Genomic DNA, 20,497 nt, shown 5'->3' with positions numbered 1-20,497 from the left:
ATTATACCCAATCAAGCAACAAATCGCGGCGTCAAAACCTGATGCGGACGGTTGCGCCAAAGGTCAAAACCGTCAAGCAGCCAGTTCAGTTCCTGGACGCTCAATACGATGGCTTCGTCAGTAACGTCGGGCGAGGTTTTGAAACGCTCGGACTCCAGGCGCTTAAGCCAAAGGCAAAAGCCATTGCGCTCCCAGTAAAGGATTTTCACTCGGTTCCGGGGGCGATTCAGAAAAACAAAAAGTACCGGGTCGAATACCGCCACCTTGATATCCAGTTCGACCAGGGCAGCGAGGCCATCGATGGATTTTCGGAAATCCACGGACTTGGGGTAGAGGTAGACTTTTTCGACTTTGGCGTCGGGTCGCATCATGGCGGACGGCTCCAGAAAAATTCGGGAGCACAGCATCCGCGATCATATGGTGGCTTTGAATGTGGGGTTCATGGCGCGCTTACAGTTCAACCTGACACTGCATCCAGAGAAAACACGTTTGCTACGGTTTGGCTGGTTCGCGATCGAAGATCGCAAGAAGCGCGGAGAAGGAAAACCGGAAACTTTCGATTTTCTCGGGTTCACGCATATCTGTGATAAAACCAAGAACGGGATGTTTGTGGTTAGACGCGTGACCATCGCCAAGCGTATGAGAACGACAATCAGGGAGATACGGGCGCAGTTACACAAGCGCAGGCACGAGCCCGTCCCGGTAATCGGACAATGGTTGAGCCGTCTGTTTAAAGGTTACTGCAACTACTATCACGTACCCGGTAACACACGGCGACTGGATGCCTTTCGCCGTGAAGTGATCGGTGCGTGGAGGCATGCTCTTAAACGGCGAAGTCAGCGGCACCGACTGAACTGGGAACGCATGACTACGTTGGCCCGGCTATTCATACCCTATCCAAGAGAGCTACCAATGCATCCGCATCCCATAACCCGCTTCGGCGTCAAAACCCAAGGCAGGAGCCGTATGCGGTAATTCCGCACGTACGGATCTGTGCGGGGGGTGGCAGGTGACTGCCATTCCTACCGCGACCGCCTGACTGGCCCCGCGTATGCTTAAGAGTGTCGCCATCGCCATCGCCATCACCGACACCGATGACCGATGATTGATCGCGCTGGCGGGTGTGTCAGCATATGTTCGGGAGATGACCCCCTTACGTTACTGCTTGATCACGCCCGGTTTGCCTTTAGGTCGTACTTTTTGCGCTACCTTGGAGCCTTTGCCATTTTTTTAAAAATAAGCGTGCAGACTGCGAGTCGGTTGCTGGCTATCAAACACCCCGTCATCTATGTACTACCGCTGAAGCGTGCGTTCAGATCCCACATTGGGCCGCATCGCCTACGGTGCCGATATACGTCCAAACGAAGGAATGGCTTGATGGAAACATCTACCGTTATCGGCTAGCATGTACGCCATCTAAAATAGGTAAAAAATAAATGTCTAAATCAAATTTAAGTAAGGTAACCCACTACCCAAACTTTGATTGGCTGAGGCTGCTCTTGGCAATCCAAGTTGTTGCTATTCACTGCGGCATTGCGCCTAACGTGTTTATGAATCCAGTGCCTGCATTTCTTGCGATAAGTGGATTTGTTGTTCTTGGAAGCATGGAGCGTCGGCCGATTGGGCAGTTCTTCGTCAATCGCGCCTTACGTGTTCTACCTCTCCTAGCTGTGTCTTTCATTGCGGTGGGAATATTCTGGAGCCCTCAGGAGATGGTTCGCAACATATTGTACTGGCTGTGGCCAACAGGAGATGCTCCTGCAAACCCGGTTGTCTGGACTTTAATCTATGAAGAAGTCTTCTATATAATACTGGCGATATTGTTTTCGCTAGGTATATACAAGCGTAAAATAGTACCGATATTGATTTGCGGGTTTATCATGGCAATGACAATAGCTTTCAAATTCATTATACTGCCGAAGCAATGGTATATGCTAGGATCCGCTTTTTTTCTTGGTAATATAATGTATTTGTATCGCGACAAAATCGCTGAGAAATTAGATAAGCGAATAGCGACTGTTCTTTTTATAGGCTCTATTGCTGCAGTATACTGGCTTCCTTATAACTCTATCGTGCGCAATCCGATGGCCTACATAGATTTTGTTTCTTTCGCAGCTATGATCGCATTTGCAATTTCCGGGCCTCAACTTCCAAGGCTCAAGATTGATATGAGTTATTCGCTGTACCTTACGCATTACCTTGTTCTTGCACAGCTTATATACTTTGTCCCATTGGGTCAAAGGCTCTTTTGGTTTGTTTTGCTCTCTTCACTCCCTATTTGCTATATGGCTTGGCATCTAATTGAGAAGCCAGCGCTCAACCTGAAGGTTAAATTTTTTGCGGAAGCTGAAGAAGTTATAGTTGCCAAGGAGGCCTGAACTTCGGTATTGCAATAACTCCCTCGCGGCATTCTGTAGGGCTGAGGATCGCCGCGATAAGGCTAGAATTTTATACTGAATACCGATGGTGCGGTTTGCACTAGTCTAATCAGCGATAACGCGTTACGATAAACGATATATCGTCCATATATTGATTGGTCTCTGGCGGCCAACTCGGATATGACCGTTCCATAAACCCCAACTCTTAATGAGTTGGGTTTATGGAGATGAGTTTACCGTCCTTTCTCGTGTGTTCTGCGTAGGGGGGGCTTTGTAAAGGTTGAACTGTACTGTTCGAGTACTTCTTTAAAGAGTATGCAAATAAACATAAGACTTATAATGTCGCCTGCCAACAATACTCTGTATCCAGACTCGTACGCTGTTGGCGAAAGCCCTACTAATGCTGTTACTGCTGTGTAAAGCATAAGCAGGAAAGCGGCAAAATAAAATTCTTCGTCGTTAATGATGACGTTTCTAACGATGTAGATCATGCTAACCAAGGCCAAGAGGGTCAGCGTATAGGAAACGAAGTACTCGAGGCCCAAGCCAGTGCTTAAGTAGCGAATGGAGAAATATTCGTCACCTCCCGTGTTGAATATGTATCCAAATATACTGCTTTGGAATACTCCGAAAATAACAAGCAGAATTGCGAGTTTTTTCAAAGGGAAATTATTTTTAAGGGAGAGCAGGGTCAATAGAAGGGCTAGTAACTTTGGGTAAAGGTTTCTTGGATCTGTGAAGTGGTAGTTAAATACATCAAGTCCGGTCGTTGCTTTTTTTAATATGGAGTAATCGGTGAACTCAGGCATGTATCGTAATTCTGATGTCAGGCGAATATAGTTCCCAGGTGCCGACAGTAGAAAGGCAAATCCGGTTAATACAACTGCCAGTATTATGCATCTGTATGCGAGGGCGTTCTTTCTATCCCAAATCAAAGAAACTGTAAAAATACTAAGCATTGACACGCCTGCTTGTTCTGATTGCGAAGCGATTAGGGCTAACGGAAATACAAGTATTTTTTCTAGTATTGAAAAGCTCGATGGTCGCATGAAAATTGTGCAAACAAAAACTGCACAGGAAACGGGTAGCAAGTAGTTGTAAAATCCTGTGACATAAAATGCGGTAGTGTCCAGGATGTCATGGCTTATAAGCAGTGTAAGGAAAATGCAGAGAGTAATACCATAACTATAATGAATGGTATTTGAAAAAAATGCCTTCCATGTAGAGTAAGCACTCAGCAGCAGGCAGGTTGGAATGGCAAGCTTCCAGAAAATTGGATAGCCTATTGTGGTAATCATGACTCCTTCAATCGCTATTCGCCCGGTCCACGTATGGTAGCGTTCAGTGATGTAATCCATAGGAGGTACGCCAGACATGGCAGCAGATAAAAACGTGTAGTCGTCCGAAAATTCTTTTAGTTGCAGATTGAAGAATAAGCTCAAATAGAAAAACGCAAGATATAATATAAACGTAAATAGTTTCAGGGTTTTCGAGTCAAATCGCAGTGCAGACATTTTCGCCTCCATAATGCATAACGCCTTTTGAGTCTTCAATGTACAGCTTAACGGTATTACCGTAGCGATTGCGGATCCGGTAACCCACCGCTGATGCGGAGAATCCGTGTAAATGGAAATCACTTTTTACTTTCAGAAAATCGCTGACATCTTTTCTATATAAGCGGCGAGTGATCAACTTGATCGCGCCTTTCTTTCCCGTGGCGATAAGGTGGATCTTGATAGTGTCGTTGGGCGCGTTTAGAACCGCCCAGCCACTCACGGTAATCCAGAACTTTCCGATTTCGCACTTGTCAAAATTAGCTTTCAAGTCGGGCGTGTAGTTTTTTTCTGCAGGAAGCTTCGTGCGCTCTGTGGAGTTATTTGCAAAAAAAAGAGTAATCACCAAAAGGATTGAAAGGATAATTACAATCACGTAAGTGGCTGGTGAGAAACTAAGCACATTTTTGAGTCTCGTGTTGACGAGTATCTTCGGCACTTTTTTATCCTGTCGGGATTTTATTTTATCTGGTTGTGACTTAATATTGGTTTTTGTGAAATACAAATTCTTTGTTTAGAAGATAAAAAACTACTGTATACGAGACCATTGCGAAAATTTGTGCTATTTCGGCGGGCGCACCCATTCCTTGATAAACTATCAAAAGCACCAGTTGATTTATAGTAAATGAGATGGCAAAGGCGAGAATGAATTTCGGGATCGTGCTTCGGTCAGTTGTTGACTGATTAAATACGAAAATCTTGTTAAGTACAAAAGCTGCGATCAATGCAACACCATAACCGATGGCGTTAGCGTACGCGGGGTTTGTGTTGAACAGAATTATTAGTGCTAAAAATACACCGTAGCCGATTACTGTGTTGACCACGCCTGCAAAAATATACTTTAGGGGTTGCATTTTGGGCGAAGTTTCCTATGAGGACGATAAGGCTTTAGGCAATTGATTGAAAATTTGCAAACCTATGGATTTGTTAGCGTACTCTTCTAATGCCTTCCAATAGGCGAGTGTGTTTTCCAACTGCTCAAGGTTTCTTGGTCCTATTACGACTCCAGATAACGCAGGGTTTACATAGGATGCGGCCAATGCCAATTCATTGAGTGTCATGGGACGAGGCTCGAATCCATGATCTGAGTTGAGGAAGTGTCCAAGCCTCTCGGTGAGCGATTGCGGGATATTTATCTGGCGCAATTCGATCGAACTATTTGTTTTCGGCGCTTCGATTTTCAGCCCGCCCAAGTTGATCCCGTAGGCAAGATACTTTGCTTTGGGAAACCACGTTTGATAGGTCTCACGTGCGGCACGTGTCATGAAGTTCTCTTTGACCTGGATTATCCATTTCTCTGCAAGGGCTGGGTCGGCCTTGAAGTACAGTTCGGGATACTTTATGCCCGACAAACCAATGGAAAATCCCGCTTGCTCCAGCTTTGACATGGCATCAACGGTTTGCGCAATGCCTACCCGTTGGTGATCTTCATCTGCCCTGTTGTCCCAGTGGATCGAGATGCAAGACAGGGCATTGCCAAACCGGCTCTTTAAGGTGTCGGTAGCTCGCTCGATATGCTCGGGCGTGAGATTGACATCAGGGGAACCCATGTTGTCTCTGGAACCGATTTTCACGATCAACTCAAGGCTGCTGGCACCGTGTTGCTTTACCCAGTCCGCCATCCAGCTAACAGCAAGCCCAAAGTCTTCCTTGTGCTTGTTGATCGGGTAATTGGTGGCGGTATCGACAACGCTGCCGCCACTTTGCAAGAAGTGTTCGAGTAGCTGATAGGCTTCGCGGCGATCTATCCCCCAGCCCCAGAGTGCTGTGCCCAGCACCAGTTTCTTGTTGTCAGGCGTGAATGTCGGCATGCTCATGCTCCGCGCTGAGTGCTGTTCAGACGCTGGCGTAAGGAGAACATTGCCTTCAAGTACTCAATGGTCAATTTGATGATTTTTACTTTTGAATTCGGGTCATCGGTCCAGGTAACCGGCAAATCCAGTACTCGGTATTTCAGGTGTTCGCCCGTGATCAGAATTTCTGTGGCGAAGAACCAGCCATCACTTTGCGCCCCGGTTTTCATCAGCGAGTCGAGAATGTTTCGCTGCAGAAATTTGAATCCGCACATACCGTCACTGAACGACGTATTGAAAATGAGCTGGACGATATAGTTGAACCCAAAACTGGTGACGTTCCTCAGAGGTTTTCGACCAATGACCTTTGCGCCCTTCGCCAGGCGCGAGCCTGTGACGATGTCCGTGCTGTTTGCCTTGAGCGCTTCAAGTGCCGGGCGCAGGTGGCACAAGTCGGTTGCCAGATCCAGATCCATATAGCCGACAATGTCTGCAGTGGATTTCGTCCAAGATGCTTTGAGGGCACGGCCGACACCACGTTCTTCCAGGCGAAGATATCGCACACCGGGGAGTGTGCTTTCCAGCTCGCGGGCAATTTCCTGCGTTCTATCGGTTGAGCCATTGTCGGCCAAGACGATGTGGATATCGCCAATATCCGTCAGGTTATTGAGGATATAGTCGTGGGTTTTATTGACTTGATCCGCCAGTGTCGCTTCTTCATTCAGGATGGGGATTGTAATTTCAATTGATAGATTCATTTTCTTTGCTCTGAAAGGATGGTTTGGGTGCTGGCGAGATTTTCAGTTTCAAGCTTTTCCAGAACGTCATAAATGTTATCTATTTTTCCACCTAGAATGGAGTAGCAACCCGGAAGCACATCGTGTTTTTCGAACAGAATGGGCCTGCCATCGTCGCCTTCATTCTTTGTAAGTATGGTTTTCACTTCGAAAAGCGATTCTACATATTTGGCATCCAGCGCCGATGGAAGATAGCGACCTATATCGCGAATCATGCGGTCAACACGGGTTGCGCGATCGTAATTGTCCAGTTTCCAGTAGGGGTCGCTACCCAGCTTGTCAGTCCAGTGCATATGAGGTGTGTACCGTACGTGCGATACGGTATGCAGGCCACGGGCAGGAAATGGCATGATGGAAAAAAATGGACCATCCATGACAGTGATGCCCACATCCTGAAGCACGGCCGGTACCTGCATCAGCGCCATCTCTGTGACTTCCTGCTTCAGCCCTGTTTGTGTGCCAGGAAAATCGCCACCAAACTGATTGAGACCGCTATAGGTGCAATTAAATACATATCGGCAGGTGATGAGTTCCTGCGCTTTGCCCTCGGGAGCGAGGGTGACACTCAGAGCGTTGTCGGAATTGTTGGATATTGCGACGGCCCGAGTCTGCAGGCGGATGTTCACCCCGCTTTCGTTCAGTTCACGCAGTGCCCATTGAGCCAGTCTGGTTGTATCGAATGCATATTCTTCAACCAGAAAAACCTCTTCGATCAGGCGTGGTTCAAATAACGCCCGCAGTGCGGGTTTGGCCGGTTCGATTCTGGCGCCGATTTCTCGATAAAAACGTTCAAACTGATTGGCCGTTACTTTGGAGTTGCGTCGAGCGATGGCATACAGCTTGGTGAAGTCTTGCTTTACCGCGTCGGGCCAGTCTTGAACGAATTTTGGCAAGTTGATGCGACTGCGATACGCAGTGGTGAAGCTTCGCGGGTAGTGATAGCCGTTGTGTACTCGTGCCTGGTTATTATACGAGGCGCGGGATAGCAGCGTGGATTCGCGCTCGATCAAAGTGACACGTTTCATGCCGCGTTGCTTGGCTAGGTAGACGGCGATTGCTGCACCGTAAAACCCCCCTCCGATGACAACTGCATCTTGCGTGTAATCAATAGCCGCCATCAGGCAACTCGACCAGAAGCAGACAGGGAGGCGGGAGCCGTCTGGGAGGCTACTTCCTCGATATTCAGTTTTTCGTGCCGCGTAATGCGGGCGCTCGTGAACTCTTGGGCAATGTGATAAAGCGGACCTTCGTTCGACAGGCTGGTCATGTGCAGGATGTATTCCCCAAGCACCATGAGAACCAGCGATATCAGGAAGAACATGCCGGACTGTTGCAAGGAAAGGCTGATCCAGCCCGGTGCAATATGCGGATTCAAGAAGCCGCTGGCAACGACATAAAACGAGTAGATCAGATTGGCGATGGCACCAAACAATGAAAGCGAGGTGACTAACCGCATCGGCGCTCGGGTCGTTGAGACCAATAGCAGCATACCTCGATCCACACTTTCACGCAGGCGCTTGGTCTGAGTCACTCGAGGCTTGGAACTGTAAATAAGGTTGGAGCGAGCGAAGCCGCCAGTGGCAGGAAGATGGCGGTAGGTAACGGATGGCTGTGGGTGTTGCAGGATGAAGTTGATAACTCGTTTGCTGAGCAGGCGATACTGGGGGGCTTCAGTGGCCAGATGAATGCCATTAAACGACTTGTAGGCCTTATTGAATATTTTGTAGGCGGTCTCATAAGCAAGGCTTTGTGGCGGCTTTTGCTGGTTGTTGGCAAAAACCACGTCCGCGCCGCTGACTGCCTTGTCGAGCATTTCAGGCAGAAAAGCGATGTCATCGGCCAAAGGATCTATCACGACTACGAAATCCCCCAAGGCGTTTTCAAGACCCGCCCAGGATGCGGTGTCGGTGTCGACTTCCTTGGTCAGAGCATAAACTTGCAAGTTGGGAAGACCGTTTTCAGTAGTCAGACCTTTTAATATCGATATACTTTCGTCGTCCGACGCATTGTCGACAACAATTAGTTCGTAATCACTAACGAGCGTGGACATTCGTTCGACCGCGTCTGCCAGGATACTTCCTATATGGTTTGATTGGTTGCGCACAACAAACACAACCGAGAGAAATACCGGAAAAAATACCATTTAGAGTTCCTCCAGACGCCGGCCATTTGGCCGTCGCCCATATTTTCGAAAAAAAAGCGCGTAATCTTAATCTGCGGGGTAGAAGACGTCACCCTTTTCGTTCATGGCCATTTGCAGGCAATCGCGCACAACCCCTGCTTTCCAAGGCTCTTGATGCCTAGCTTTGCTACGTACGACAACGCCACACATCGTGTACCCTTTATCACTTTGGCAATCAAAGCGACGCACGGCGTGCTCCAGTTCGGTTGCGCGCAATGGCGTCGGGTCGGTACAGCGGGATATTCTACTTTGTTTCTGAGCAACCCTCTGCGCCCATGGGGAATGCGTCGCGGCGTAGCTGACCCTACACTTCGGAGTGATGTAATCAATGATTTTCTGGTGGTTCATACCGGCTGTCTGCTGCCTTTCTTTTGGTTTGACTGCAGTGCTGCGTCGATATGCACTGGCACGTAGCATGCTCGATGTGCCGAATGATCGCAGTTCGCATACAGTACCGACTCCAAGAGGCGGTGGCGTTTCGATCGTAGTCACTTTTCTCGTTTGCCTCGCGGCAATGTGGGGGGAGGGTTTGATTGATTCCCGGTTTTTTATCGGGGCTGCAGGTGCGGGATTGCTCGTGGCTGTTGTCGGGTTCATGGATGACCACGGCCACATTGCTGCCCGCTGGCGCTTGCTTGGCCATTTTGTCGGCGCCGCGTGGGTGCTGGTCTGGACGGGAGGACTTGCTCCGATAGAAGTGGCCGGAATTGTCTTGAATTTGCGCTGGGCCGGCGATCTCTTTGCGTTGTTCTATTTAGTGTGGCTGCTGAATCTATACAACTTCATGGATGGAATTGACGGAATTGCCAGCGTTGAGGCCATCTGCGTCTGCCTAGGGGTTTGTCTGCTTTACTGGGTGGGCGGTCACCCGAACCTGATTTGGGGGCCTCTGTTGCTGGCGATGTCGGTGCTTGGTTTCCTGTTCTGGAATTTTCCGCCAGCGAAAATATTCATGGGGGATGCCGCGAGCGGTTTCCTGGGAGTCATCTTGGGGGTGCTATCGCTTCAAGCTGCTGCGGCCGAGCCTCGTTTCCTATGGGTATGGCTGATTTTGCTTGGTGTCTTTATTGTCGATGCGACGTTTACCCTGCTACGACGTCTGTTGCGGGGCGACAAGGTATATGAAGCCCACAGAAGTCACGCTTATCAATACGCATCGCGTCAACATGGGAGGCATTTGCCAGTAACAGCAGCTGTCGCCGTTATCAATGTGCTCTGGTTGCTGCCCATCGCACTCTGCGTAACTATTTTTGGCATGGATGGGTTGCTTGGGGTGGTGATAGCTTACATACCGCTAATCTTAATAGCCGTGAAATATCATGCGGGGGACGTGGATCTGGACCGCTAAGCACAGATTGAGTGGAAACTTAGAATGATTTCCGGATTATTCCGTACAATGAGCGCAGATTTTGTAAGGGAATGGGCTTGGTCGGGTGAGGTTTATGGATAAAATACGCGCCTTTTTGCTAGGTTTGCCACGTAGGCAAAAACGGCTGATTCAAGTTGCCACAGATATATTTTTGGTCTGGGTTTCGCTCTGGCTTGCGTTCATCGTCCGCTTGGGCATCGACGATATGTACAACCCACTGAGGGTCCATTTCTGGCTATTCCTCAGCGCTCCGATTATAGCCATCCCGCTTTTTATACGCTTTGGCATGTATCGCGCCGTCATGCGCTATTTCGGCAATGATGCGCTGATCGCAATCGTCAAGGCGGTCAGCCTGTCATCGCTGATCCTGGCACTCGTCGTCTACTGGTACAGCAACCACCAAACCGTCGTCCCACGCTCCATCATCTTCAACTACTGGTGGCTCAGCCTCGTCATCATCGGCGGCCTGCGTCTGTGCATGCGTCAATATTTCATGGGCGACTGGTTCACCGCCGCCCAACACGTACCCTTCACCAGCCGCGACGATGGCCTCACTAAAGTGGCGATTTATGGCGCTGGCGTGGCAGGCAATCAGTTGGTGGCTGCGTTACGCATGGGTCGGGTGATGCGTCCGGTGGCATTCATCGACGATGATTCCAGCATCGCCGATCGCTCTATCTCCGGCCTCCAGGTCTACAAACCCAAACACATCCAGCAGATGATCGACGTCACCGGCGCACAGGAAATTCTCCTGGCGCTGCCGTCATCCACCCGCGCACGACGCCGGGAAATTCTCAATCTGCTGGAGGCTTACCCCCTTCACGTACGAAGCGTCCCGAACTTCACCGATCTGGCCAGCGGTCGGGTCAAGGTCGAAGACATTCAGGAAGTGGATATCGCTGACTTGCTGGGCCGTGATGCCGTGCCAGCGCAGGCCGATTTGCTTGAGCGCTGTATCAAAGGCAAGACAGTAATGGTCACTGGCGCGGGTGGCTCGATCGGTTCGGAGCTGTGCCGGCAGATTTTCTCCCTTGGCCCGACCACGCTGATTCTGTTCGAACACAGTGAGTTCAACCTTTACAGCATTCTGTCGGAATTGGAGCAGCGCGGCTGTCGTGAGTCAGTGTCGGTCAAGTTGCTGCCTATCCTGGGCTCCATTCGTCATCCGCACAAATTGCTCGATGTGATGAAGACCTGGCGGGTAGATACCGTTTATCACGCGGCCGCTTACAAGCATGTGCCGATGGTTGAGCACAACATTGCTGAAGGTGTGCTCAATAATGTCATCGGCACGTTGAACACTGCTCAGGCTGCCTTGCAGTCGGGAGTGGCCAACTTCGTGCTGATCTCCACCGATAAAGCCGTACGTCCGACCAACATCATGGGCAGCACCAAGCGTCTGGCGGAGTTGACGCTTCAGGCGCTCAGTCGTGAAATTGCCCCCGTACTGTTTGGCGACAAGGCCAATGTATCCCGGGTCAACAAAACCCGTTTCACCATGGTGCGTTTTGGCAATGTGCTTGGGTCGTCCGGTTCGGTGATTCCGTTGTTCCACAGCCAGATCAAGTCCGGTGGTCCGCTGACGGTCACGCACCCGAAGATCACCCGTTATTTCATGACTATCCCGGAAGCCGCGCAACTGGTGATTCAGGCCGGTTCCATGGGGCAGGGCGGTGATGTGTTCGTGCTGGATATGGGGGAACCGGTGAAGATCATCGAACTGGCGGAGAAGATGATTCACCTGTCCGGTTTGAGTATTCGCTCGGAGAAGAACCTGCACGGTGACATTTCCATTGAGTTCACGGGTCTGCGTCCGGGCGAGAAGCTTTACGAAGAGTTGCTGATCGGCGATAACGTCGCGGCGACGCCGCATCCGATGATCATGTCCGCTAACGAAGATCATCTGCCCTGGGACGTGCTCAAGGGCCGTTTGACTGAGCTGTTGTTGGCTGTCGAGCAGGACGATTACTCCCGGGTGCGCCAGCTCCTGCGCGAAACGGTCAGCGGATATACCCCCGACGGGGAGATTGTCGACTGGATTCACCAGCAACGTCGTCTCGAGCCCTGATTGTTTCACATCCTGTAACGGACACATTTTTGACAGCTCCATCATATCGCCTAAGTTTAGGGGGCAGCTTCGGAAAAGCTGCTTTCTCAATCGATGTCATGGAGCTTCATTTATGCGTACTGGCTATTTCTACTCTCTGGTTTTTGCCCTGCTTACCAGCGCCTCTATTGCGGCCATTGCTGCGCCGACGGCTGCGCCAGAGGCTGCCAAGGCACCCTTGATGCTGGACGTTGCCGCCAAGGCTCAAACCGCCAAGGTCGATCTCAATGGGGCCGATGCGCCGACTCTGCAGCGCGAGTTGTCCGGGATTGGTGAGGCGAAGGCCAAGGCGATTGTTGCGTATCGTGAGAGTAATGGGCCATTTTCGTCCATCGACGAATTGTTGGAAGTGAAAGGAATCGGCAAAGCCATTCTGGACAAGAATCGCGAGAAGCTGGAAGTGAACTAAGCTTGTAAATCCACACTAGGAGGCCGGTCATTGACCGGCCTTTTTGTTTATTGCCGCAGAGGGTTATTTGGTGCATTTCATCGGGGGAGTAAAAATTACGGCTATCATATGGCGTTTAAATTATGCCTATAATAAATTCGTCATTCGCTGAAGCGCTCTGACATTCAGGCGCCTCGCCTTCCTCAAGCATTCCTCCAGGAGCACAGTCATGAATTCAGGAGCACAGTCATGAATTCTGTCCAGAACCAAGGTACGGCCCTCGTCACCGGTGCTTCTTCCGGCATCGGTGCGGTTTACGCGGAGCGGTTGGCGGCCCGTGGTTTTGATTTGTTGCTGGTGGCCCGTGATCTGGAACGGCTGGAGGTCGCGGCGAGTAAGTTGCGCGCGGCGCATGGTGTTCAGGTGGAGGTGCTTAAGGCAGATCTGACGCAAAAGGATGATGTGTTGAAGCTTGAGCAGCGCCTGCGCAGCGATTCGAGTATCAGCCTGTTGCTGAACAATGCTGGTGTCGCGGCGGACGGTTTGCTCGCCAACGCGGATATGGATCAGCTGGAGCGGTTGATTCAGCTGAACGTCACCACGGTCACGCGGCTGGCCTCGGCGGCGGCGGCCGGTTTTACCAAGGCCGGTCGCGGGACGATCATCAATATTGCGTCGGTGGTGGCGTTGTTTCCGGAGCGGTTCAACGCGACGTATAGCGCGAGCAAGGCTTATGTGTTGAGCCTGACTCAGTCATTGAACGCGGAGCTTGCGGGTACCGGAGTTCAGGTTCAAGCAGTGTTGCCGGGGGTAACACGCACCGAGATTTTGGAGCGCTCCGGTATCGATGCGTCCCAGATTCCGGCGGACATGATCATGGAAGCCGGGGAGATGGTCGACGCGGCGTTGTCGGGTCTGGACCAGGGTGAGTTGATCACCATTCCTTCGTTGCCGAATGCTTCCGAGTGGGAGGCCTTTATGGCGGCGCGTCATGCGATGGCGCCGAATCTGTCTAGAAGTACGGCCGCCACGCGTTACAAGTGAGGCGTCATGAATCGGCTTGAGGTATTTGCGTTATGAGTAATCGTCGAGTGGTGGTCACGGGCATGGGCCTGGTGTCGCCGTTGGGTAGTGGCGTCGAAGCAGTTTGGGCGCGTCTGTTGGCCGGGCGCTCTGGGTTGCGGGCGTTGCCGGACGAGGTGGTTGCCGATCTGACCACCAAGGTCGGTGGCGCGGTGCAGACTCTGGCGGAAGATCCCGAGGCGGGTTTTGATCCGGATCGGGCGACGTCGCCCAAAGAGCAGAAGAAGATGGATCGCTTCATTATGTTTGCCATGGAGGCGGCGCGTCAGGCATTGGAGCAGGCCGGTTGGCAACCGCAGGACGCCAACGCCCAGGAACGCACTGCCACCATTATTGGCTCGGGCGTGGGCGGTTTCGGCGCGATTGCCGATGCGGTGCGCACCACCGACAACCGTGGCCCGCGACGTTTGTCGCCGTTCACCATTCCTTCGTTTCTGGTCAACCTTGCGGCGGGCCATGTGTCGATCCAGCACGGGTTCAAGGGCCCTTTGGGGGCTCCGGTAACGGCGTGCGCGGCCGGGGTTCAGGCGATTGGTGATGCGGCGCGACTGATTCGATGTGGCGAGGCGGACATTGCGGTGTGTGGCGGTGCGGAGGCGGCGATCGATCGTGTCAGTCTCGCCGGGTTCGCGGCGGCTCGAGCCTTGTCCAGCGGTTACAACGATACCCCGGAGCGCTCCTCGCGGCCGTTCGACAGTGGGCGCGATGGCTTTGTGATGGGCGAGGGCTCGGGCCTTCTGGTGATCGAATCCCTGGAACATGCCTTGGCGCGCGGTGCTCAACCATTGGCTGAGCTGGTCGGTTACGGCACCAGCGCCGACGCCTTTCACCTGACCGCTGGCCCCGAAGATGGCAGCGGTGCGCGTCGGGCGATGTCGCTGGCGTTGGCTCAGGCGGGCATTTCGGCGGCGCAGGTGCAGCATCTTAACGCTCACGCGACCTCGACTCCGGTTGGGGATTTGGGGGAGTTGGCGGCCATCAAGTCCTTGTTCGGTTCGGACAACAACATAGCCGTGACAGCGACCAAGTCCGCCACTGGGCATTTGCTCGGCGCTGCTGGCGGGATCGAGGCGATCTTTACTCTGTTGGCGCTCCGCGATCAGGTGGTGCCCGCCACGCTTAACTTCGATAACCCGGACCCGACCACCCAAGGCGTGGACATCGTTCACGGTCAGGCACGGCCAATGACGATCGAGTACGCGATGTCCAACGGCTTCGGATTTGGCGGCGTGAACGCCAGCGTGTTGTTCAAATATTGGGAGGACTAGTTCACGACAGGTGATGGCACGAATAATGATTACTCATTCGCTGACGATTGTTGAACAATCACGAGGCATTGAGTATGAGCAGCAGCGGACTGTCCCTGGCCGACCACATCACATTGGAGTTACGCGCTGACATTATCGGCGGTCGTTTGCTGCCCGGCATGGCGTTGGTGGAAAACGATCTGGTGTCGGCTTGCAACGCCTCGCGAAACACGATTCGCGAGGCGTTGCATCGTCTGGGGCAGGAAGGGCTCACCCTTTATGTCCGCAACAAAGGCGTGATGGTGCGCAGATTAGGGGTTGATGATGTGCGCGATCTGTTCAAGGTCCGTCGCACCCTGGAACTGCAAGCCATCAGCGCCAGTCAGCCACTTCGTGAATATCAGTCCGACCGGATGCTCGAAGCCCTGGAAGCCACCGAGCTGGCCCGGGAACGTGAGGACTGGCGCGCCGTCGGCACCCATAGTCTGGCGTTTCATCAACACATCGTCGGATTGCTGCGCAGTCCATTGTTCGATGAGTTCTTCACCAACGTCGTCGCGCAACTGCGCCTGGTGTTTTGCACCGCTCCCGATGAATCACGTTTTCAGGCGCCTTGGCTGGCGCGTGACCGGCAGATACATGATTTGTTGGCCGACGGCGACAAACGCGGGGCCGGGGACGCCATGAGCCTTTATCTCGATGACTCCGAACACCTCCTGTTGCAGATGCTTGCTGCCCCTTCTTCCCATCACTGATTGAGGATTTGTGCCATGTACAAAGACTATCCGGCGGCCTATCAAGTCAGCAAAGGCTCGGCCTTGCAGGTGGACACGGCTTTCTACGAGAGAGTCCGGGACAAGAAAGAGGGTCGCATGCTGATCGAACAGTTCGAGGTGCCGATCCGCACCGGCCGTGCCTGGAATGTGCCGGCCGGGCATGTGTTCAGGGTTACGACCCCGGTCGGTCCACAAGTCGGGGACTTCAACGTCTGGAATGCCCACGATCCGCGCGAGCGTTTGTGGGCGGCGCGGACCCGCCAGTTGCAAGGGGCGCATGTCAGCACCCATGACCGGCTCTGGTCGAACCTGCCCTTTTTACGACCGCTGGTGACCATCACCGACGATAGCCTGGCCGGGTACGGCATCGACGAACATGGCGGGCGTTTGCACGACTTGCTGGGGACGCGCTGCGATCCGTACGTTAACAAAATGCTCACTGGCGAGGACTTCCATCATCACTGTCACTCGAATCTGACTCGCGCCGTGTTACCCCATGGCCTGACTGAGTTCGACGTGCATGATGTGCTGAACATTTTCCAGTGCACCGGCCTGAATCACGATGACATGTACTTCATGAAAGCCTGTCCGGCAAAGCAGGGTGACTACCTGGAGTTCTTTGCCGAGATTGATTTGCTGTGCGCGTTGTCGACGTGTCCGGGCGGGGATTTGTCACTGGCCATGTGGGGGCCGGATGCGCAGGATCCGCTGAGTGTATGTCGGCCGTTGGGGGTGGAGATTTACCGGTTGGAGGAGTCGTTGCTTGAAGGCTGGAGCCAGCCGGAGCGTGCGGCTTACAAAGGGCTGCATGGCTTGCACATCGCCAAGGCCGATTGGGAAAAGTAAGAGCTAAAAGCAAAAAGATCGCAGCCTTCGGCAGCTCCGACAGGGGAAACTCATATTCCGTGTAGGAGCTGCCGAAGGCTGCGATCTTTTGATCTAGCGGTCCTGCGCATCCTTGGCATCCGCTTCCGCATTGCGTTCGGCGACGCGTTTGCGTTGCTCTTCGGTCAATTCGACCTTGTTGGCGGTGTCGCGCAGCATCATCAAACCACCAACGATCGAGCCGATGGCGACGATCAGAATCAACCAGGCATACCAGGGCATAGGGCTCTCCTTGAGGGCAGGCCGATTGGCGGGTTTCGCCGACCGATCGTGCATACCACTTTGAGCGATTAATTTTCGCAGTGGTTCCATTCTATGCCTGATATGCCGTAGACGCCGTACATCCTTGCAGGCGCGGTGTGTGAAGTTAAAGCCCGGTCAACATCGCATCCACCGGCGCATCGGCACGCAACTGCGCCGTCAGCATGAAGTACACGAAACCCACTGCCATGAATCCAAGGAAGATCAACCCGATCAAGGTGTTGAACCAGGCCATCGCCACCAGGCAAACCACCGCCAGCATCAGCGCAATGAATGGCACCAACGGGTAGCAGGGCGCGCGGAAACTACGTTCCAGGTTCGGCTCGGTTTTGCGCAGCTTGAACAGGCTGAGCATGCTCATGATGTACATCACAATCGCGCCGAATACCGCCATGGTGATCATCGCCGCCGTCAGCGTCATGCCGCCGAGGTTGATCAAACCGTCGCTGTAGATCGCGGCGATGCCGATTACGCCACCGGCGATGATCGCCCGGTGCGGGGTCTGGAAGCGCGACAGTTTGGCCAGGGATGCCGGCAGGTAACCGGCTCGGGCGAGGGCGAAGAACTGCCGCGAGTAGCCGAGGATGATCCCGTGGAAACTCGCCACCAGGCCGAACAGGCCGATCCACACCAGCATGTGCAACCAGCCGGAGCTTTCGCCGACCACGGCTTTCATGGCTTGCGGCAGCGGATCGTTGATGTTCGACAGGGTACGCCAGTCGCCGACGCCGCCGGCAAAGAACATCACGCCCATCGCCAGCAGCACCAGGGTCAGGATGCCGCTGATATAGGCTTTGGGAATTGTGCGTTTCGGGTCCTTGGCTTCTTCGGCGGCCATGGCCGCGCCTTCGATGGCCAGGAAGAACCAGATGGCAAACGGAATGGCCGCGAACATCCCGGCAATCGCTGGCGCACCGAACACATCAGAGCCGGCCCAGCCGTTGAGCGCGAAGTTGCTGAAGCTGAACGCCGGCGCGACCACGCCCATGAACACCAGCAACTCGGCGACCGCCAATACGCAGACCACCAGTTCGAAGGTCGCGGCGAGTTTTACGCCGAGGATGTTCAAGCCCATGAACACGATGTAGGCGCCGACCGCCGCGTGTTTCGGGTCTAGGGCCGGAAACTGCACGTTCAGGTAGGCACCGATGGCCAGGGCAATCGCCGGTGGGGCGAAGACGAATTCAATCAGCGTCGCCAGCCCGGCAATCAATCCACCTTTTTCGCCAAAGGCGCGGCGGCTGTAGGCAAAGGGACCGCCGGCATGGGGAATGGCGGTGGTCAGTTCGGTGAAACTGAAGATGAAGCAGGTGTACATCGTGGCGACCATGAATGAAGTCACCAGGAAGCCAAGTGTGCCGGCAACGCCCCAGCCGTAACTCCAGCCGAAGTACTCACCGGAAATCACCAGCCCGACTGCGATACCCCATAGGTGGAGCGTGCCCAGCGTGGGTTTGAGTTGTGTGTTCATGCGTTGCTCCCTGAACTGTTTGGAAAAGCTCGGGGGAGGGCGTGTGCAGTGGGCGTGCCATTTTTCAGGTGGGCGTCGTAAAGCGCTGAAAGCTGTCGTATCGGGGATGTTCGCGGCTGGATGTATGCGTTTTGTGCGCCAGTTGGGGGCAGTGGCGCCTGTTCTGGCCCTATCGCGAGCAGGCTCGCTCCCACATTGGAATAGTGTTTGCCGACACACCGCAGATCCCCTGTGGGAGCGAGCCTGCTCGCGATAGCGGTCGTCCGAACACCCCTTTAACCCCGACAAAAACCCACTCTTTACGCTTTATTTATGCCCCGCCCCGCCCCTCGATCTCGCGCCTTTACAGCCTCCTTGCGGACAATCACTCCACACGCGGCAATACGCCGTAACACGGAGAACTTCCATGAGCGTTCTGGACGGGGTGTCACTGCTATTGGCAGTGGGGCTGTTCATTTATCTGTTGGTTGCGCTGTTGCGCGCGGACCGGAACTAGGAGCGGCTATGCACAGTTATGACTATTGGCTGATCCTCGCCTTCTTCGCCGTGGTGCTGATCCCGGCACCGTTTCTGGGGCGCTTCTACTACAAGGTGATGGAAGGGCAGCGCACCTGGCTTTCGCCGATCCTCGGGCCGGTGGAGCGTGGGTGTTATCGCGTGGCCGGCGTCGATCCGCAGGCCGAACAGAGCTGGCAGAAATACACCCTGGCCTTGCTCGCCTTCAACCTCGCGGGTTTTTTGCTGTTGTTTGCGATCCTGGTGTTTCAGGATTACTTGCCGCTGAATCCGCAAAACCTTCCGGGTCAGGAGTGGACGCAAGCGTTCAACACCGCCGTCAGCTTCATGACCAACACCAACTGGCAGTCCTACAGTGGCGAAGCGACCCTGAGCTACTTGAGCCAGATGGTTGGCCTCACCGTGCAGAACTTCGTCAGCGCCGCCACCGGGCTTGCTGTATTGGTCGCGCTGTGTCGCGGCATCGGTCGCAAGTCCACCAAGACCCTGGGCAACTTCTGGGTCGATATGACCCGCGCTACCCTCTATGGCCTGCTGCCGTTGTGCCTGCTGCTGGCGCTGTTTCTGGTCTGGCAGGGCGTGCCACAAACTTTCGCTCATTACGTGAGCGCCGTGACCATGCAGGGCGTCGATCAGGTGATCCCGCTCGGCCCGGCCGCCAGCCAGATTGCGATCAAACAACTGGGTACCAACGGCGGAGGCTTCTTCGGCGTCAACTCGGCGCATCCGTTCGAGAACCCGACGGCCTGGAGCAACCTGTTCGAGGTCTCTTCGATCATTTTGATCCCGGTGGCGCTGGTGTTCACCTTCGGCCATTACGTGAAAGACCTGCGTCAGAGCCGCGCGATCATCGCCTGCATGCTGGCGCTGTTTTTGATCGGCGGCGCGACGTCGCTGTGGGCTGAATACCAACCCAATCCAACCCTGGCCAACGTCGCCGTCGAACAGACCGCGCCGCTGGAAGGCAAGGAAGCGCGTTTCGGCACCACCGCTACGGTGTTGTGGTCGGTGACTACCACGGCGGCGTCGAACGGTTCGGTCAACGGCATGCACGACAGTCTCAACCCGCTGAGCGGCATGGTCGCGATGATCAACATGATGGTCGGCGAAGTGATCTTCGGCGGCGTCGGAGCCGGGCTCTACGGCATGTTGCTCAACGTGCTGATCGCGGTGTTCCTCGCCGGGCTGATGATTGGCCGCACTCCAGAATACCTCGGCAAGAAACTGCAAGCCCGGGAAGTCCAGTTGCTGGTGGTGACTTTGCTGGTGATGCCAGTCGGTGTGCTGGTGCTCGGCGCGATTGCCGCCAGCCTGCCAGGCCCGGTCGCGGCGGTGAGTAACCCCGGCGCTCACGGTTTCAGTCAGTTGCTTTATGCCTACACCTCGGCCAGTGCCAACAACGGTTCCGCGTTTGCGGGACTTGGGGCGAACACGGCATTCCACAACCTGATGCTGGGGCTGGGCATGTTGATCGGTCGCTTCGGTTACATCCTCCCGGTTCTGGCCCTGGCCGGCAGCCTGGCGATGAAGAAAACCGCCCCGATTGGCCAGAACAGCTTCCCGACTCACGGCCCGCTGTTCGTGACCTTGCTGACCGTGACCATTTTGCTGGTGGGTGGCCTGACCTTTCTGCCGTCATTGGCGCTGGGTCCTATCGCTGAACACCTGAGCCTGGGCTTCTAAGGAGTCAA

Annotated in this window: 21 protein-coding genes; 11 read left to right on the top strand and 10 right to left on the bottom strand. The window is 53.9% G+C overall.

Going from position 1 to position 20,497, the window contains the following annotated elements; genetic code table 11:
* Positions 1-11: 11 nt before the first annotated feature.
* Positions 12-371, bottom strand: a complete 360-nt coding sequence (tnpB, locus tag ACYZT2_RS20655) for an IS66 family insertion sequence element accessory protein TnpB (protein ID WP_461964917.1) — start codon at positions 369-371, stop codon at positions 12-14.
* On the opposite strand from tnpB, the gene ACYZT2_RS20650 reads away from it, so the two are divergent.
* Positions 370-975 (top strand): hypothetical protein, encoded by a 606-nt coding sequence (locus ACYZT2_RS20650; RefSeq protein ID WP_461966903.1) that lies wholly within the window; start codon positions 370-372, stop codon positions 973-975. The two genes, tnpB and ACYZT2_RS20650, sit on opposite strands and share 2 nt — an antisense overlap.
* A 461-nt stretch (positions 976-1,436) precedes the next feature.
* Positions 1,437-2,378, top strand: coding sequence for an acyltransferase family protein (locus ACYZT2_RS20645; protein ID WP_461966901.1), 942 nt, complete (start codon positions 1,437-1,439; stop codon positions 2,376-2,378).
* Positions 2,379-2,611: 233 nt separating this feature from the next.
* Here ACYZT2_RS20645 and ACYZT2_RS20640 read toward each other — a convergent pair whose 3' ends face one another.
* The 7 genes from ACYZT2_RS20640 to ACYZT2_RS20610 are packed head-to-tail and all read right to left on the bottom strand — an operon-like array spanning position 2,612 to position 8,664.
* Positions 2,612-3,892 (bottom strand): hypothetical protein, encoded by a 1,281-nt coding sequence (locus ACYZT2_RS20640; protein WP_461966899.1) that lies wholly within the window; start codon positions 3,890-3,892, stop codon positions 2,612-2,614.
* Positions 3,873-4,370: a hypothetical protein gene (locus tag ACYZT2_RS20635; protein WP_461966897.1), complete on the bottom strand. Its 498-nt coding sequence runs from the start codon at positions 4,368-4,370 to the stop codon at positions 3,873-3,875. Before ACYZT2_RS20635 ends, ACYZT2_RS20640 begins: the two co-directional genes overlap by 20 nt.
* 40 nt (positions 4,371-4,410) lie before the next feature.
* Positions 4,411-4,785, bottom strand: coding sequence for a GtrA family protein (locus ACYZT2_RS20630; protein ID WP_461966895.1), 375 nt, complete (start codon positions 4,783-4,785; stop codon positions 4,411-4,413).
* Positions 4,786-4,800: 15 nt separating this feature from the next.
* Complete coding sequence (locus tag ACYZT2_RS20625) at positions 4,801-5,742, bottom strand: aldo/keto reductase (RefSeq protein ID WP_461966893.1); 942 nt, start codon at positions 5,740-5,742, stop codon at positions 4,801-4,803.
* 2 nt (positions 5,743-5,744) lie between these two features.
* Positions 5,745-6,482 carry a glycosyltransferase gene (locus ACYZT2_RS20620; RefSeq protein WP_461966891.1) on the bottom strand — a complete coding sequence of 246 codons (738 nt, stop codon included), beginning with the start codon at positions 6,480-6,482 and terminating at the stop codon, positions 5,745-5,747.
* On the bottom strand, positions 6,479-7,639 hold the full coding sequence (locus ACYZT2_RS20615) for an NAD(P)/FAD-dependent oxidoreductase (RefSeq protein ID WP_461966889.1): 1,161 nt from the start codon (positions 7,637-7,639) through the stop codon (positions 6,479-6,481). Before ACYZT2_RS20615 ends, ACYZT2_RS20620 begins: the two co-directional genes overlap by 4 nt.
* Complete coding sequence (locus tag ACYZT2_RS20610) at positions 7,639-8,664, bottom strand: glycosyltransferase (protein WP_461966887.1); 1,026 nt, start codon at positions 8,662-8,664, stop codon at positions 7,639-7,641. The genes ACYZT2_RS20615 and ACYZT2_RS20610 overlap by 1 nt, the downstream gene beginning before the upstream one ends.
* A 367-nt stretch (positions 8,665-9,031) precedes the next feature.
* On the opposite strand from ACYZT2_RS20610, the gene ACYZT2_RS20605 reads away from it, so the two are divergent.
* The 7 genes from ACYZT2_RS20605 (at position 9,032) to ACYZT2_RS20575 (ending at position 16,519) form a co-directional block, all read left to right on the top strand.
* Positions 9,032-10,051, top strand: a complete 1,020-nt coding sequence (locus ACYZT2_RS20605; protein ID WP_461966885.1) for an MraY family glycosyltransferase — start codon at positions 9,032-9,034, stop codon at positions 10,049-10,051.
* Positions 10,052-10,145: 94 nt separating this feature from the next.
* Positions 10,146-12,140, top strand: a complete 1,995-nt coding sequence (locus tag ACYZT2_RS20600) for a polysaccharide biosynthesis protein (protein ID WP_461966883.1) — start codon at positions 10,146-10,148, stop codon at positions 12,138-12,140.
* 112 nt (positions 12,141-12,252) lie between these two features.
* Positions 12,253-12,588 carry a ComEA family DNA-binding protein gene (locus ACYZT2_RS20595; protein ID WP_461966881.1) on the top strand — a complete coding sequence of 112 codons (336 nt, stop codon included), beginning with the start codon at positions 12,253-12,255 and terminating at the stop codon, positions 12,586-12,588.
* A gap of 228 nt (positions 12,589-12,816) precedes the next feature.
* The gene (locus ACYZT2_RS20590; RefSeq protein ID WP_461966879.1) at positions 12,817-13,611 is read left to right on the top strand and encodes an SDR family NAD(P)-dependent oxidoreductase; all 795 of its coding nucleotides are present in this window, start codon (positions 12,817-12,819) and stop codon (positions 13,609-13,611) included.
* A gap of 32 nt (positions 13,612-13,643) precedes the next feature.
* A complete protein-coding gene (fabF, locus tag ACYZT2_RS20585) occupies positions 13,644-14,918 on the top strand; it encodes a beta-ketoacyl-ACP synthase II (protein ID WP_461966877.1) in 1,275 nt (424 codons plus the stop codon).
* 74 nt (positions 14,919-14,992) lie between these two features.
* On the top strand, positions 14,993-15,652 hold the full coding sequence (locus ACYZT2_RS20580) for a GntR family transcriptional regulator (RefSeq protein WP_461966875.1): 660 nt from the start codon (positions 14,993-14,995) through the stop codon (positions 15,650-15,652).
* Positions 15,653-15,667: 15 nt separating this feature from the next.
* Positions 15,668-16,519 (top strand): urea carboxylase-associated family protein, encoded by an 852-nt coding sequence (locus ACYZT2_RS20575; RefSeq protein ID WP_461966873.1) that lies wholly within the window; start codon positions 15,668-15,670, stop codon positions 16,517-16,519.
* A gap of 93 nt (positions 16,520-16,612) precedes the next feature.
* Here the strand turns inward: ACYZT2_RS20575 and ACYZT2_RS20570 are convergent, their stop codons facing one another.
* Positions 16,613-16,780 (bottom strand): DUF2897 family protein, encoded by a 168-nt coding sequence (locus ACYZT2_RS20570; RefSeq protein WP_008006000.1) that lies wholly within the window; start codon positions 16,778-16,780, stop codon positions 16,613-16,615.
* A 145-nt stretch (positions 16,781-16,925) separates the two neighbouring features.
* A complete protein-coding gene (eat, locus tag ACYZT2_RS20565) occupies positions 16,926-18,290 on the bottom strand; it encodes an ethanolamine permease (protein ID WP_461966871.1) in 1,365 nt (454 codons plus the stop codon).
* A 406-nt stretch (positions 18,291-18,696) separates the two neighbouring features.
* On the opposite strand from eat, the gene kdpF reads away from it, so the two are divergent.
* Together kdpF and kdpA are read left to right on the top strand one after the other, a co-directional pair.
* Positions 18,697-18,786, top strand: coding sequence for a K(+)-transporting ATPase subunit F (gene kdpF, locus ACYZT2_RS20560; RefSeq protein ID WP_007899818.1), 90 nt, complete (start codon positions 18,697-18,699; stop codon positions 18,784-18,786).
* Positions 18,787-18,794: 8 nt separating this feature from the next.
* Positions 18,795-20,489, top strand: a complete 1,695-nt coding sequence (gene kdpA / locus ACYZT2_RS20555; RefSeq protein ID WP_461966869.1) for a potassium-transporting ATPase subunit KdpA — start codon at positions 18,795-18,797, stop codon at positions 20,487-20,489.
* Positions 20,490-20,497: the final 8 nt, after the last annotated feature.

Source organism: Pseudomonas sp. MDT1-85, assembly GCF_054898065.1.
This window is presented reverse-complemented; position numbering and strand designations above follow the sequence as displayed.